This is a genomic window from Enterobacter cloacae complex sp. P14RS, assembly GCF_014895895.1.
In the GTDB taxonomy this organism is placed as follows: Bacteria; Pseudomonadota; Gammaproteobacteria; order Enterobacterales; family Enterobacteriaceae; genus Enterobacter; species Enterobacter bugandensis.
Map to the genome: position 1 here is coordinate 105246 of NZ_JADBQM010000019.1, position 14637 is coordinate 119882.

At 56.9% G+C, this 14637-nt stretch carries 11 protein-coding genes, 1 tRNA gene and 1 pseudogene; 4 read left to right on the forward strand and 9 right to left on the reverse strand.

Annotated features, from left to right (window positions below; all coding sequences use genetic code 11):
* Positions 1-45 precede the first annotated feature (45 nt).
* From hfq to nnr, 6 genes are all read right to left on the reverse strand, one after another.
* Complete coding sequence (gene hfq / locus IM295_RS15255) at positions 46-357, reverse strand: RNA chaperone Hfq (RefSeq protein ID WP_013095287.1); 312 nt, start codon at positions 355-357, stop codon at positions 46-48.
* 85 nt (positions 358-442) lie between these two features.
* Entirely contained in the window at positions 443-1393 is a 951-nt protein-coding gene (gene miaA, locus IM295_RS15260; RefSeq protein WP_193066903.1) for a tRNA (adenosine(37)-N6)-dimethylallyltransferase MiaA, read from the reverse strand.
* Positions 1386-3230 (reverse strand): DNA mismatch repair endonuclease MutL, encoded by a 1845-nt coding sequence (mutL, locus tag IM295_RS15265; RefSeq protein ID WP_028015252.1) that lies wholly within the window; start codon positions 3228-3230, stop codon positions 1386-1388. Before mutL ends, miaA begins: the two co-directional genes overlap by 8 nt.
* 9 nt (positions 3231-3239) lie before the next feature.
* Positions 3240-4574 (reverse strand): N-acetylmuramoyl-L-alanine amidase AmiB, encoded by a 1335-nt coding sequence (amiB, locus tag IM295_RS15270; RefSeq protein ID WP_048960999.1) that lies wholly within the window; start codon positions 4572-4574, stop codon positions 3240-3242.
* Positions 4575-4590: 16 nt separating this feature from the next.
* On the reverse strand, positions 4591-5052 hold the full coding sequence (gene tsaE / locus IM295_RS15275) for a tRNA (adenosine(37)-N6)-threonylcarbamoyltransferase complex ATPase subunit type 1 TsaE (RefSeq protein ID WP_028015250.1): 462 nt from the start codon (positions 5050-5052) through the stop codon (positions 4591-4593).
* Complete coding sequence (gene nnr / locus IM295_RS15280; RefSeq protein WP_193066904.1) at positions 5045-6568, reverse strand: bifunctional ADP-dependent NAD(P)H-hydrate dehydratase/NAD(P)H-hydrate epimerase; 1524 nt, start codon at positions 6566-6568, stop codon at positions 5045-5047. The genes tsaE and nnr overlap by 8 nt, the downstream gene beginning before the upstream one ends.
* Here nnr and queG point away from each other — a divergent pair.
* Complete coding sequence (gene queG / locus IM295_RS15285; protein ID WP_028015248.1) at positions 6567-7706, forward strand: tRNA epoxyqueuosine(34) reductase QueG; 1140 nt, start codon at positions 6567-6569, stop codon at positions 7704-7706. The genes nnr and queG overlap by 2 nt on opposite strands.
* 270 nt (positions 7707-7976) lie before the next feature.
* Here queG and IM295_RS15290 read toward each other — a convergent pair.
* Positions 7977-8052: transfer RNA gene (locus IM295_RS15290), tRNA-Gly, on the reverse strand.
* 196 nt (positions 8053-8248) lie between these two features.
* Entirely contained in the window at positions 8249-8794 is a 546-nt protein-coding gene (gene orn / locus IM295_RS15295) for an oligoribonuclease (protein WP_028015247.1), read from the reverse strand.
* Positions 8795-8901: 107 nt separating this feature from the next.
* On the opposite strand from orn, the gene rsgA reads away from it, so the two are divergent.
* The 3 genes from rsgA to mscM all read left to right on the forward strand — a co-directional run bounded on the left by rsgA (position 8902) and on the right by mscM (position 14363).
* On the forward strand, positions 8902-9954 hold the full coding sequence (gene rsgA, locus IM295_RS15300; RefSeq protein WP_032644955.1) for a small ribosomal subunit biogenesis GTPase RsgA: 1053 nt from the start codon (positions 8902-8904) through the stop codon (positions 9952-9954).
* Between the two features lie 97 nt (positions 9955-10051).
* Positions 10052-11020: an archaetidylserine decarboxylase gene (asd, locus tag IM295_RS15305; RefSeq protein ID WP_193066905.1), complete on the forward strand. Its 969-nt coding sequence runs from the start codon at positions 10052-10054 to the stop codon at positions 11018-11020.
* A gap of 19 nt (positions 11021-11039) precedes the next feature.
* Positions 11040-14363, forward strand: coding sequence for a miniconductance mechanosensitive channel MscM (gene mscM / locus IM295_RS15310; RefSeq protein WP_028015244.1), 3324 nt, complete (start codon positions 11040-11042; stop codon positions 14361-14363).
* A 37-nt stretch (positions 14364-14400) separates the two neighbouring features.
* Here mscM and IM295_RS23085 read toward each other — a convergent pair.
* A pseudogene (locus IM295_RS23085) lies at positions 14401-14637 on the reverse strand (glutamate/gamma-aminobutyrate family transporter YjeM); the annotation flags it as partial.

Consider the following 14637-nt stretch of genomic DNA (forward strand, 5'->3'; position numbering starts at 1 on the left):
GGAACGCAGGATCCCTGGCTCCCCGTGTGGATAACAGCTAAAACCTTATTCGGTCTCGTCGCTGTCCTGCGCAGGAGCAGAAGAACCCTGCGCGTTGCTGCCATGATGGTAGTTACTGCCTGTGCCGCCGCCAGCGTTATTGCTGTGATGAGAGACCGGACGGGACGGAACAACAGTAGAGATAGCGTGCTTGTAGACCATCTGGCTGACCGTGTTTTTCAACAGGATCACGAACTGATCGAAAGACTCAATCTGACCTTGCAGCTTAATACCATTCACCAAATAAATAGAAACTGGAACACGTTCCCGACGCAATGCGTTCAGGAACGGATCTTGTAAAGATTGCCCCTTAGCCATTCTATCTTTTCCTTATATGCTTGTTTTGTACTTAGAACCTTGCGATTCTGAAAAATTGCGCACGATACGTCTCAATTGTACACATTCAGTGGGCGATATCACCAACAACCTCAATCACATCGTTTAACGCCTGTTGCGGTTTTTCACTGTCTAACCAGTGAACCCCCTCCCAACCGCGCAACCAGGTGATCTGGCGCTTCGCTAACTGTCTCGTGGCGCAAACACCTCGATAAACCATTTCATCGTATGAAATCTCACCTTCAAGATACGACCACATCTGGCGGTATCCCACACAACGAACGGAAGGCATATCCGTATGCAAATCTCCACGGGCAAATAGCGCCCGCACTTCTGCTTCAAAATCTGAAGCCAACATCTGATGAAAACGCTGCTCAATTCGTTGATGGAGCAGTTCACGGCTCGCCGGGGCGATGGCGAACTGATGCACCTGATACGGCAGAGCGTCTCCTGACGTTTGCGTCAGTTCCGTTAAAGTTTTACCCGAAATGAAAAAAACTTCCAGTGCCCGGGAAAGCCTTTGCGGATCGTTTGGATGGATTCGCGCCGCCGCAACCGGGTCAATCTCTGCCAGTTGCTTATGCAATGCGTCCCACCCCTGCTCTGCCGCCTGCTGCTCAATCTTTGCTCTGATTTCAGCATCTGCAGAAGGTAAGGGTGACAAACCTTCGAGCAGCGCCTTGAAGTAGAGCATGGTTCCGCCAACCAACAGCGGTATACGCCCCGCCGCCGTTATCTCGGCCATCTCAGCTAAGGCATCCCGGCGGAAATCCGCTGCGGAGTAAGCCTCTGCCGGGTCGAGAATATCCAGCAAACGGTGCGGTGCCGCACGCAGTTCGTCTGCGCCGGGCTTCGCCGTGCCGATGTCCATCCCTCGATAGATGAGGGCGGAATCAACGCTAATCAACTCTACAGGCAAAACTTTACGTAACTCAATGGCTAACGCTGTTTTGCCAGAGGCCGTTGGGCCCATTAAAAAAATTGCCTTTGGCAGGCTCGCCTTGCTTACGTCAGTCATGTTTCAGGGCGGTCATCGCCGTTTTTAAATCAACAGGTTGTAATAACCCACCCGGCGGCGCTTTCACCAGCTGTGGGCAGAGGCGTTCCACCTCCGCCAGCACGGTAATCGCCTGCGCCATACTCCACGGTGAATGTTCGCTGGCCAGATGGCGGGCGATCCACTGCGCGGTGTTGGCAGCCTCCAACGATGTTTGCTGCGCCAGGTAGCCTATCAGTTCAGGAATCAAGTTTTGTAAATTTTGTTGGCGTAAGGGTAAAGGCACTGCGCGAATTGTCACATGTTGTGGTTCGAGCACAATTTCAATGCCCATTTGCGCCAGCTGGGCCTCTGCACGCTGCAATACCCTTGTTTCTTCAGCGGATATTTTCAGGCGAACCGGGATCAATAACGGCTGCGCACAGGCCGCATGTTCCCCCGGCGTCAGTTGCGCCTGCTTGAGCCAGCGTTCGGCAACCGGCAGCGCCAGAAGCAGCAGTTTGCCGTCGCGCTCAAGCAGGGCCATATCCGGTGCGATAATCGTCAGCACCCGGCCAAAACTCTGGCTATGGCCTTCAAGGGAAGGTGTCGCCACCGAAACGTGCTCTTTGCGCTCGACTGCGGGCGTTTCCAGCAGTTTACGGTACAGCGCCCCCTGCTGCTTCTGATAGCCGGGCTGAGCGTTCGGGTAGTTCACGCCCGTCGGACGCGGCGCGGCTCCTGCAGAGGAGAAACGCGGGGCGTCTGGTTCACGCGCGACGGCAGGCTCCGCAAAATGGTTGCGGCCTGCCGCGACACGGTTTTCCGGAATGGGGCGCGGTGCGGAGTCTTCTTTTTCCAGCGGCAGCGTGGGTTCAAGCTGCTGTTGCAGCACGCTCAGCACGCCCTGGTAGATAAAATCATGCACCAGACGCGACTGATGGAACCGTACTTCATGCTTGGCAGGATGGACGTTGACATCCACCTGATGCGGGTCGATCTCCAGATAAAGCACAAAGGCCGGTTGCTGATCGGCCCCGAGCTTGTCTTCGCAGGCCTGGCGAATGGCGTGGTTAATGAGGCGGTCGCGCATCATGCGGCCGTTCACGTAGCAATACTGAATTTCAGAATACGCCGCGCTACTGGCGTTCGGATCGGCCACCCAGCCGCGTAAAGCCAGATCGCCGTGCTGCCACTCGATAGCCAACGCCTGCTCCAGGAACGGGGTCCCGCAGATAGCGCCTAACCGTCGCTCTTTCTGACCACCTTCAGCCACCGCGCGGTACTGGCGCATCACCTTGCCGTTATGGCTGAGGTTGATGGTGACGTCGAAACGGGCGAGCGCAATTCGGCGGATGATCTCGTCGATATGGCCGAACTCGGTTTTTTCGGTACGCATAAACTTGCGGCGGGCGGGAGTATTGTAGAACAGGTCCAGAACTTCCAGCGTAGTACCGACAGGGTGCGCCGCGGGTTTGACCGTGACGTCCATATCCCGCCCTTCAGCGTAGGCCTGCCAGGCTTCCTGCTGTTCAGCGGTGCGGGAGGTCAGCGTTAAACGAGAAACCGAGCTGATACTGGCCAGCGCTTCGCCGCGAAAACCGAGGCTGATAATCGCTTCCAGGTCATCCAGAGAGGCAATTTTACTGGTGGCATGACGCGCCAGCGCCAGCGCCAGCTCCTCTTTTTTGATGCCGCAGCCGTTGTCGCGAATGCGGATAAGCTTTGCGCCGCCGCGTTCGATATCAATATCAATGCGGGTGGCGCCCGCATCGAGGCTATTTTCAACCAGCTCCTTCACCACCGACGCAGGGCGTTCCACCACCTCACCGGCGGCGATTTGGTTCGCGAGCTGCGGCGGCAGAACCTGAATCGGCATGAAATCTCCTTAATTTGTGGCGGTCAACCCACCCGGCTGCGCGGCGCTGGCCGTCTGGGCTGCTCCGCCCTGCGGCGCGGACTGCAGAGGATGCGCCTCAAAATATTTACGTAAACCGTTATAAATCGCTTCGGCAATTTGCTGCTGATAGCTGTCGCTGCCCAGCAGGCGCTCTTCACTGTTATTGCTGATAAAGCCCGTCTCTACCAGAATTGACGGAATATCCGGCGAGCGCAGAACGCCCAGGCTCGCATGTTCAGGGCGGCGCTTATGCAATGCCCCGATGCCCTGCAACTGGTTCAATACGTTAGTGGCGACATCATACCCGACGCGCTGAGAATGACCGAATTGTAAATCCAGCACCGCCTGGCTGAGGTATGGGTCAGACTGGCTGTTTGCCAGCACATCACCCGCGCCGCCTAACAGTTCAGACTGTTTCTCATGCTCTTCCAGCCAGTTGGCCATTTCGCTGTTTGCCCGGCGGTTCGACAGGACCCATACCGAGGCGCCCGTCGCGTTACGGTTCGGCGCGGCATCCGCGTGAATGGAGACCAGGAAATTGGCGTTTTGTTTGCGCGCCACGTCTGAGCGGCCCATCACAGAGATAAAATAGTCGCCGTCGCGGGTTAGTACGCCTTTAAACATCGGATCATCGTTTAACAGCGTCCGCAGCTTGCGGGCCACCGCAATAGTGACATTTTTCTCTCGCGTGCCGCCCGGGCCAATCGCTCCAGGATCCTGTCCACCGTGCCCGGCATCAATGGCGATAATCACTTTGTCACCGCTGACCGTACGCCGTGCGCTGACCGCCGGACGCGTTACCGTGTTACTGCTGGTTGCCGCGGTGATGCGATCGTTCTGCGATTTAAACGGATTACGCGCAGGTTCCGATGGGCGAGGCGTATACACCGGTTCTTCCACGCGTTTCGCGACAACCGGTGGCGGCGGAGGCGGCGGAACATCGGCATTGATGGTGAAGACCACCGTATAGTTCGCCCCGTTTTGCTGCTTCACCGCCCTCGTTTTGCCCTTTTCGGTCAGATCGACCACCAGGCGCAGTGACTGGCTGTCCTGAGGGGTACCCGAGCGGATACTTTTCACCAGGTTGTTACCGCTGAACCGCAGCGGTAACCCCTGGATCACGCCTGTCTGTTTGATATCCAGCGCCACGCTGTGGCTGTCTGGCTGTGAAAACGCGTATTCAGGGTCGCCCATAAAGCTGAACGTAATCCGGGCCTGGCTTTCGCCGTTTGACACCTGAATATCCGAAAGGCTTGCCGCCCCGGCCTGCGCGCACAGCAGCACCGTCGCAGCCAACACCCAACCTTTAACGCGACTAATCATCCCGTCATCCCTACTCTTAACCGGCGAGACGCGCCAGTAAGGAACACCCTGATGAGGAAACCGCACTGATGCGAGCCTCACGCCCTTGAGCCTGGTAATCTAAGTGAATTTCGACATCCGGGTCAGGCAGCACACCCGCACCTTGTTGCGGCCACTCCACCAGGCAGATGGCGTCGTTGGCAAAATAATCACGGATCCCCATAAATTCCAGCTCCTCAGGATCCGCAAGGCGGTATAAATCAAAGTGGTACACCATAAGATTGTCGAGGGTGTACGGCTCGACCAGCGTGTAGGTAGGGCTTTTCACGTTCCCGTTATGCCCTAACGCCTGCAAAAAACCCCGGCTGAAGGTGGTTTTACCCGCACCTAAATCGCCATACAGATAAATGACGGTTGCCCCCTGACAGGCCTGCGCCACGCGCTTGCCGAGATCTAAAGTGGCTTGTTCATCAGGTAAAGGAATCGCTCGATTAGTCATTTTCTACGTCAATCACATCCGGGTTAACAACACGCCGCAGCGTGCAAAAGAGATCGGTGGCCAGCATACCGCGTGTCCCCTCCCGCGCAGCAAGCCTGTCAGCTGCCGCGCCGTGGGCCACGCAGCCCGCACAGGCTGCATCATAAAGGGGAAGTTTCTGTCCAAGCAATGCGCCGATGATGCCTGAAAGCACATCGCCCATACCGCCGCTCGCCATGCCCGCATTTCCGGCATCAATAATGCCCTGCGTCTCGTCACTGGCGACAACGGTGCCTGCCCCTTTCAAAACGGCAACACCTCCGTAACGTTTTACCAGACGCTGAGCAGAAAGTAAGCGATCGCTTTCAATTTCTGCCACGCTGCAGTTAAGCAGGCGCGCGGCTTCGCCGGGGTGTGGCGTCAGAATGCGATTGTGACGCTTATCCGGATTTATTGCCAGAAGGTTAAGCGCGTCGGCATCCCACAGCATCGGTTTACGAAAATTCTCGACCTTTTGCAGGGCCTGTTTACCCCATGTCTGTTGCCCAAGCCCGGGACCAATAACCACCACATCCGCCCATTCGAGGCTTTCTTCCAGCGTCTGGGGCGTAAGCTCATGGACCATCAGTTCCGGTCGGGCTGTGATGATTGGCGCAATATTTTCAATGCGAGTGAGTACTCGCACTAACCCGGCACCGCTGCGAAGTGCCGCCTCACCGGTCATGCGAACCGCTCCTGCCGTACCGCGATCGCCACCAATAATCACCAGCCTGCCGTTGTCGCCCTTGTGAGACGTTGGGCGGCGCGGCGGAAGCCACTCTTTTAGCTGTGAGGAATCAAAGCGCGACAGGAGCGTTTCCTGTCCAACGAGCCAGCTCTCCAGCCCCAGCGCGTTATGGTGCAATACGCCGACCACATCCCGCGCTTTTCCGGTTAACAAGCCCGGCTTCAGGGCGATAAAGGTCACGGTGTGCGCAGCCTGAATAACGGCGCCAGGCGTCGCGCCGGTCTGCGCGATCAGGCCCGACGGAATATCCAACGCGATTACTGGTGCAGAGTACCCGTTAGCGTGTTCAATAAGCGCGGCAATGTTTTCGCGAGGCGCGCTGCGTAGCCCGGTCCCCAGCAGACCATCAACAATCAGATCAACATCTTCCGGCCAGACGATATCAGGAGCATGAATCACGCCGCCTGCGTTCAGCCATGCCTCCCGCGCCGCGCAGGCCTCTTCCGGCAGGGGCTTATCACTCTCCAGCGCCAGCAGGGTAACGCGGAGACCGGCTGCAACGGCAAGACGCGCAACGACGTAGCCGTCGCCGCCGTTATTGCCGTGCCCGCACAAAATCAGCCAGTGAGTGGACTGCGGGTACGCGCTGCGGGCAACGTTAAACGCCGACTCTCCCGCGCGCTGCATCAGTTCATAAAGGGTAATGCCGAGACTGTCTGCGGCCTCTTTTTCGGCGCGCCGGAGGTCATCCGCATGCCAGATGGAATGTGGTATACTTGCGGGGTTTTTCTTCACCGTATGGTCCGTCATGTCACAGCCCCTCGATCTCAATGAATTAGCGCAAAAAATAAAACAGTGGGGTGCTGAGCTTGGCTTCCAGAAGGTAGGCATTACCGATACCGACCTCTCTGCCAGCGAGCCAAAACTGCAGGCCTGGCTGGACAAACAATACCACGGCGAAATGGAGTGGATGGCGCGTCACGGCATGATGCGCGCCCGTCCACATGAACTTTTACCGGGTACATTACGCGTCATCAGCGTGCGCATGAACTACCTGCCTGCCAACGCGGCCTTTGCGCGCACGCTAAAAAATCCCTCCCTGGGTTACGTCAGCCGGTACGCTCTGGGACGTGATTACCATAAGCTTCTGCGTAACCGCTTAAAAAAACTCGGGGAAACCATTCAGCAGCACTGTGATTCGCTGAATTTTAGACCCTTTGTCGATTCCGCGCCTGTTCTTGAGCGCCCGATCGCCGAAAAAGCCGGACTTGGCTGGACAGGTAAGCACTCACTTATCCTGAGCCGCGACGCCGGATCGTTCTTCTTCCTCGGTGAGCTGCTGATTGATTTACCCCTGCCGGTAGATGGCCCGGTGGAGGAAGGCTGTGGCCGCTGCGTGGCCTGCATGACCATCTGCCCGACGGGCGCCATCGTTGAGCCTTACACCGTTGATGCCCGCCGCTGCATCTCCTATCTCACGATAGAGCTTGAAGGGGCGATCCCGGAAGAATTCCGACCGCTTATCGGCAACCGGATCTACGGCTGCGACGACTGTCAGCTGATTTGCCCGTGGAACCGCTATTCACAGCTGACGGACGAAGAGGACTTCAGCCCGCGTAAAGCGCTGCATGCGCCACAGCTTATTGAGCTGTTCGCCTGGACCGAAGCCTGGTTTCTGAAGGTGACGGAAGGTTCCGCTATTCGGCGTATCGGCCACCTGCGCTGGCTGCGAAACGTGGCCGTCGCGCTGGGCAATGCCCCGTGGGATGAAGCGAATATTCAGGCGCTCGAAAGCCGTAGAGGTGAGCACCCACTTCTTGATGAACACATAGAATGGGCGATTGCGCAGCAAATCGAGAAGCGAAATGCCTGCGTGGTCGAGGTGCAGCTTCCTAAGAAACAGCGGCTGGTTAGGGTGATTGAAAAAGGGCTTACGCGGGATGCGTGATATATTCACAGCCTGTGAATAAAAATAAAAACTCAAGCGCCATCTGGACTTGAGAAGAGGTCAAGTGATCTCAATAACATTTTGAAATGAAATTTTATTCAATTAATACAGTGACTTGGGAAGATACTATTCACCCTGCTAACTTTCTGTACGGTTTGGGTAAAGCGCGAATTCTGTGGATAACTCTGTTTACAAGAGTATTTCAGATGCAATAGAAAACGTCCCCAGCGCGTCTTTTCGCTGTGGATATTTTAGAGATGAAGAAGAATTTGGAGCGGGAAACGAGACTCGAACTCGCGACCCCGACCTTGGCAAGGTCGTGCTCTACCAACTGAGCTATTCCCGCAAATCTGTACTGCTTTTGTTGCTGTCGTAACGTGTAATTCTCTGTCGTTACGGGAGGCGCATTATACGAGAAATCCTTTTAGCTGCAACCCCCCTTAAAGTGATTTTTTCGAAATTCAGTTCAAGTGCTTATTTAATCGGCAAGCTGAACAATTTAACGACAAAAACCCGGCCACGCAAGGTGCCGGATCTCAAAATCACAGCTTAATAAAGTTTTCGCGGTAGTACGCGAGTTCCGCAACAGACTCGCGGATATCGTCCATCGCCTGGTGCGTACCCTGTTTTTTAAAGCCGTCCAGAATTTCAGGCTTCCAGCGGCGCGCCAGCTCTTTCAGGGTGCTCACGTCCAGATAGCGGTAATGGAAGTAAGACTCCAGCTCCGGCATGTACTTGAAGAGGAAACGGCGATCCTGACCGATGCTGTTCCCGCAGATCGGCGATTTACCCGCTGGTACCCACTGCTTCAGAAATTCGAGCGTCGCCAGTTCCGCCTCGCGATCGCCCAGCGTGCTCGCCTTCACGCGCTCGACAAGACCGCTGCCGGTGTGGGTACGCACGTTCCACTCATCCATCAGCGCAAGCTGGTCGTCGGACTGATGCACCGCAATTGTTGGCCCTTCGGCAAGGATATTCAGGTTGGCATCGGTCACCAGGGTTGCAATCTCAATAATGCGATCGCGCTCGGGATCCAGCCCGGTCATTTCGAGATCGATCCAAATCAGGTTGTTTTCATCCGCGCTCATGTTATTTTCCACCCTTCTCGCATAACCGGCAGTAGCAGGTTAACTAGTATTAATTAGAGTGTATCATAGAGGTTTTGCCCCTTACGGGCGACCAGGAGCCAGTGCGATTGAGTAAAAATAAACTCTCCAAAGGGCAGCAGCGCCGCGTGAATGCCAATCATCAGCGCCGTCTTAAAACCACTTCGGAGAAGGTCGATTACGACGACAACCTGTTTGGCGAACCAACGGAAGGCGTAGTTATCAGCCGTTTCGGTATGCACGCCGACGTGGAATCCGCCGATGGCGAAATCCACCGCTGTAACATTCGCCGGACCATTCGTTCTCTGGTGACCGGCGACCGCGTCGTCTGGCGACCGGGTAAAGAGGCGGCAGAGGGCGTTACGGTAAAAGGTATCGTTGAAGCGGTCCATGAGCGTACGTCCGTGTTAACCCGTCCCGATTTTTACGACGGGGTGAAGCCGATTGCCGCCAACATTAACCAGATTGTCATCGTATCGGCGATTTTGCCCGAACTTTCGCTCAATATTATCGACCGATACCTTGTCGCCTGTGAAACGCTGCAGGTTGAACCGATTATCGTGCTGAACAAAATCGATCTGCTGGATGACGAAGGCATGGCTTTCGTTAATGAGCAGATGGATATCTACCGCAAGATTGGCTACCGCGTTCTGATGGTGTCCAGCTACACCAAAGACGGACTGAAACCGCTGGAAGAGGCGCTTACCGATCGCATCAGCATCTTTGCGGGTCAGTCCGGCGTGGGGAAATCGAGCCTGCTAAACAACCTTCTCGGCCTCCAGCAGGAAATCCTCACTAACGATGTGTCTGACGTCTCGGGTCTGGGCCAACACACCACCACCGCATCACGCCTGTATCACTTCCCGCACGGCGGCGATGTGATCGACTCACCGGGCGTGCGTGAATTCGGTTTATGGCATCTTGAGCCGGAACAAATCTTTAATGGATTTGTCGAATTCCATGATTATTTAGGCGCTTGCAAATACCGCGACTGCAAACACGATAACGATCCAGGCTGCGCTATCCGCGAAGCGGTTGAGAAAGGTGAAATCGCGGAGACCCGCTTCGAGAATTACCACCGCATTCTTGAGAGCATGGATCAGGTAAAAACGCGTAAAAACTTTTCTGATTCTGATAACTGACAACTAAGCTAAGCATCGCTAAAATCGTCCCCTTTTTTCAGGTTCCGGCGGCTTACTGCCGGATCAGGAACGACAAAACAATGGCCTGGAGGCTACCTTGTTAAACGCATTTAAACTTTCGCTTCAATACATTCTGCCAAAACTGTGGCTCACTCGCCTGGCGGGCTGGGGCGCAAGCAAACGCGCGGGCTGGCTGACCAAACTGGTCATCGACCTTTTCGTTAAGTATTACAAGGTCGACATGAAAGAAGCGCAGAAGCCGGACACCGCCAGCTACCGCACGTTCAACGAGTTTTTCGTGCGCCCGCTCCGCGACGAAGTGCGCCCGCTGAACACCGACCCTAACGTCCTGGTGATGCCAGCAGACGGCGTGATCAGCCAGTTGGGTAACATCGAAGACGACAAAATTCTGCAGGCGAAGGGCCACAACTACAGCCTGGAAGCGCTGCTGGCGGGCAATTACCTGATGGCGGACCTGTTCCGCAACGGCACCTTTGCCACCACCTATCTGTCACCGCGCGACTACCACCGCGTACACATGCCGTGTAACGGTATCCTGCGTGAGATGATTTACGTGCCGGGCGATCTGTTCTCCGTGAACCACCTGACCGCGCAAAACGTACCGAACCTGTTCGCCCGTAACGAACGCGTCATCTGCCTGTTCGATACTGAATTCGGCCCTATGGCGCAGATTCTGGTGGGCGCGACCATTGTCGGCAGCATCGAAACCGTCTGGGCTGGCACCATTACCCCGCCGCGTGAAGGCGTGATCAAGCGCTGGACGTGGCCTGCCGGTGAAGAAGAAGGCTCTGTCGCCCTGCTGAAAGGCCAGGAAATGGGTCGCTTCAAGCTGGGCTCTACCGTCATCAACCTGTTTGCGCCGGGCAAAGTGAAGCTGGCTGAGCAGCTCGAAAGCCTGTCGGTCACCAAACTGGGTCAGCCGCTGGCGATCTCTACCGAAACCTTCGTGACGCCGGATGCAGAACCTGCTCCGCTGCCGCAAGAAGAGATCGACGCCGAGCACGACGCCAGCCCACTGGTTGACGACAAAAAAGACGAAGGCTAACAATAGAAGGATCGCTGACGTGCGCCCGATTATCGTTCTACTGATGGCCTGGTGCCTCAGCATGGGGGCTTACGCAGCGACAGCCCCCGACGCCAAACAGATAACCCAGGAGCTGGAGCAGGCGAAAGCGGCTAAACCCGCTCAGCCAGAGACCGTTGAGTCACTCCAGTCCGCACTGAACGCGCTTGAAGAGCGGAAAGGCTCGCTTGAGCGCGCTCAGCAGTATCAGCAGGTTATCGACAACTTCCCTAAACTCTCGCAAACGCTGCGCGCGCAGCTCGCTAATCTGCGCGATGAGCCGCGCGAAGTGCCGGAAGGCATGACCACCGACGCCCTGAACCAGGAAATCCTGCAGGTCAGCAGCCAGCTCCTGGAAAAGAGCCGCCAGGCTCAGCAGGAGCAGGAGCGAGCGCGTGAAATTGCCGACTCCCTCAGCCAGCTTCCGCAGCAGCAAACCGACGCCCGCCGCCAGCTTAACGACGTTGAGCGCCGCGTGGGTACGCAAAGCGGCAACACGCCGCAGGCTCAGGCGCAAAATCTGGGTCTGCAGGCGGAATCTGCCCGTCTGAAGGCCCTTGTGGATGAGCTGGAGCTGGCGCAGCTTTCCGCCAACAACCGCCAGGAGCTGGCGCGGATGCGCTCTGAACTCGCTCAGAAGCAGAGCGAGCAGCTGGATGCGTACCTTCAGGCCCTGCGTAATTTGCTTAACAGCCAGCGCCAGCGCGAAGCCGAGCGAGCGCTTGAAAGCACCGAGCTGCTGGCGGAAAACAGCGCCAATCTGCCGGAAGGTATCGTCGATCAGTTTAAGGTCAACCGCGAGCTTTCTGCCGCCCTGAATCAGCAGGCGCAGCGTATGGATCTGGTTGCCTCCCAGCAGCGTCAGGCGACGAATCAAACCCTGCAGGTGCGCCAGGCGCTCAACACCCTGCGCGAGCAGTCCCAGTGGCTCGGGTCATCAAACCTGCTGGGCGAAGCGTTACGCGCCCAGGTCGCGCGCCTGCCGGAAATGCCGAAACCGCAGCAGCTGGATACCGAGATGGCCCAGCTGCGCGTGCAGCGACTGCACTTTGAAGATCTTCTCAATAAGCAGCCGCAAATACGCCAGATCCGTCAGGCTGACGGACAACCTCTGACCAGCGAGCAAAACCGTATTCTGGAAGCCCAGCTGCGCACCCAGCGCGAACTGCTGAACTCCCTGCTGCAGGGCGGGGATACGCTGATTCTGGAACTGACTAAACTCAAGGTCTCTAACAGCCAGCTGGAAGACGCGCTGAAAGAGGTGAACGAGGCTACGCACCGTTATCTCTTCTGGACATCCGACGTACGTCCAATGACCTTCTCGTGGCCAATTGAGATCGTTCAGGATCTGCGCCGCCTGATTTCCCTCGACACCTTTAGCCAGCTCGGACAGGCCAGCGTGATGATGCTGACCAGTAAAGAGACGATTTTCCCGCTGCTGGGCGCGTTGGTTCTGGTGGGCTTCAGCATTTATTCGCGCAGACATTTCACCCGCTTCCTGGAGCGTTCCAGCGCGCGGGTGGGGAAAGTCACTCAGGATCACTTCTGGCTGACGCTGCGCACCGTGTTCTGGTCGATTCTCGTCGCCTCTCCGCTACCGGTGCTGTGGATGACGCTTGGCTATGGCCTTCGGGAAGCCTGGCCCTATCCGCTCGCGGTCGCCATTGGCGATGGTGTCACCGCCACGGTACCGTTGCTGTGGGTGGTGATGATTTGCGCGACGTTCGCGCGGCCTAACGGCCTGTTCATCGCCCACTTTGGCTGGCCTCGTAACCGCGTGGCGCGCGCCATGCGCTATTACCTGATGAGCATCGGGCTGATTGTGCCGCTGATTATGGCGCTGATCATGTTTGATAATCTCAACGACCGGGAATTCTCAGGCTCGCTGGGCCGCCTCTGCTTTATGCTGATCTGCGGCGCGCTGGCCATCGTCACGCTCAGCCTGAAACGCGCGGGGATACCGCTCTATCTGGATAAATCCGGCAGCGGCGACAACATGTTCAACCGGCTGCTCTGGAACCTGCTGCTGAGCGCTCCTCTGATTGCGATGCTGGCAGCGGCGGTAGGTTACCTGGCAACCTCGCAGGCCCTGCTGGCGCGACTGGAAACGTCGGTGGCGATCTGGTTCCTGCTGCTGGTGGTGTATCACGTGATCCGGCGCGGGATGCTGATCCAGCGCCGCCGTCTGGCCTTTGACCGCGCCAAACACCGCCGGGCAGAGATCCTCGCTCAGCGTGCCCGTGGCGAGGAAGAGCCAACGCATGTCAACAGCACGGAAGGCACGATGGATGCGGACGAGGTCGAACTGGATCTGGATGCCATCAGTACCCAGTCTCTGCGCCTGGTGCGCTCCCTCCTGATGCTGATTGCCCTTCTGTCGGTGATCTTCCTGTGGTCGGAAATTCACTCCGCGTTTGGCTTCCTGGAGAACATCTCTCTGTGGGACGTGACGTCCACGGTGCAGGGCGTAGAAAGCCTGGAGCCGATCACCTTAGGCGCGGTGCTGATTGCCATCCTGGTGCTGATCATCACCACCCAGCTGGTGCGTAACTTCCCGGCACTGCTGGAGCTGGCGCTGCTGCAGCATCTGGATTTAACCCCCGGCACGGGATACGCCATTACGACCATTACGAAATACCTGATACTGCTGTTTGGCGGAATGGTCGGGTTCTCAATGATTGGTATTGAGTGGTCTAAACTGCAGTGGCTGGTGGCCGCGCTGACGTTTGGCCTTGGCTTTGGCATGCAGGAGATTTTCGCTAACTTTGTATCCGGCCTGATCATCCTGTTTGAAAAGCCGATTCGCATTGGCGATACGGTGACGATCCGCGATCTGACCGGGAGCGTAACGAAGATCAACACCCGCGCCACCACGATCAGCGACTGGGACCGTAAAGAGATCATCGTGCCGAACAAGGCATTTATTACCGAGCAGTTTATCAACTGGTCCCTGTCGGACTCCGTCACGCGCGTGGTGCTGACGGTACCAGCGCCGTCGGATGCTAACAGTGAAGAGGTCACGCAGATCCTCTACACCGCCGCTGAACGCTGTACGCTGGTGCTCGATAACCCTGCGCCGGAAGTATTCCTGGTTGATTTACAGCAGGGGATCCAGATTTTCGAGTTGCGTATATACGCCGCCGAAATGGGGCACCGCATGCCGCTGCGCCATGAGATCCACCAGCTGATTCTGGCGGGCTTCCGCGAGCATGGTATTGATATGCCGTTCCCACCGTTCCAGATGCGTCTGGAAAGCATGGACGGACGCAAGATGGGTAAAACGCTCACGTCGGCGGCAAGATCGCGCCCGGCGGGAAGTCTGTAATCGTTCTCCCCTCCCTTTCGGGAGGGGCATTTTACCGCTACGCCACTTCCGTGACGTACGCCATTGAGCGCCGGCGGTAATTCTCATAAATCCCCATCGCCAGCAGCGAGAAGAAGACTGGCCCACCGACCATCCACAGCGCGCTGTTCCAGTCGTTCGCCTCAACCACGGGCTGAATAACGGTAAAGATGTTGGCAAACGCCACGACCAGCACCACCACCGTGGTCGCCAGCAGCGTTGCCGCGCGGGTTTTGAAGATCACAAACGGACGCTC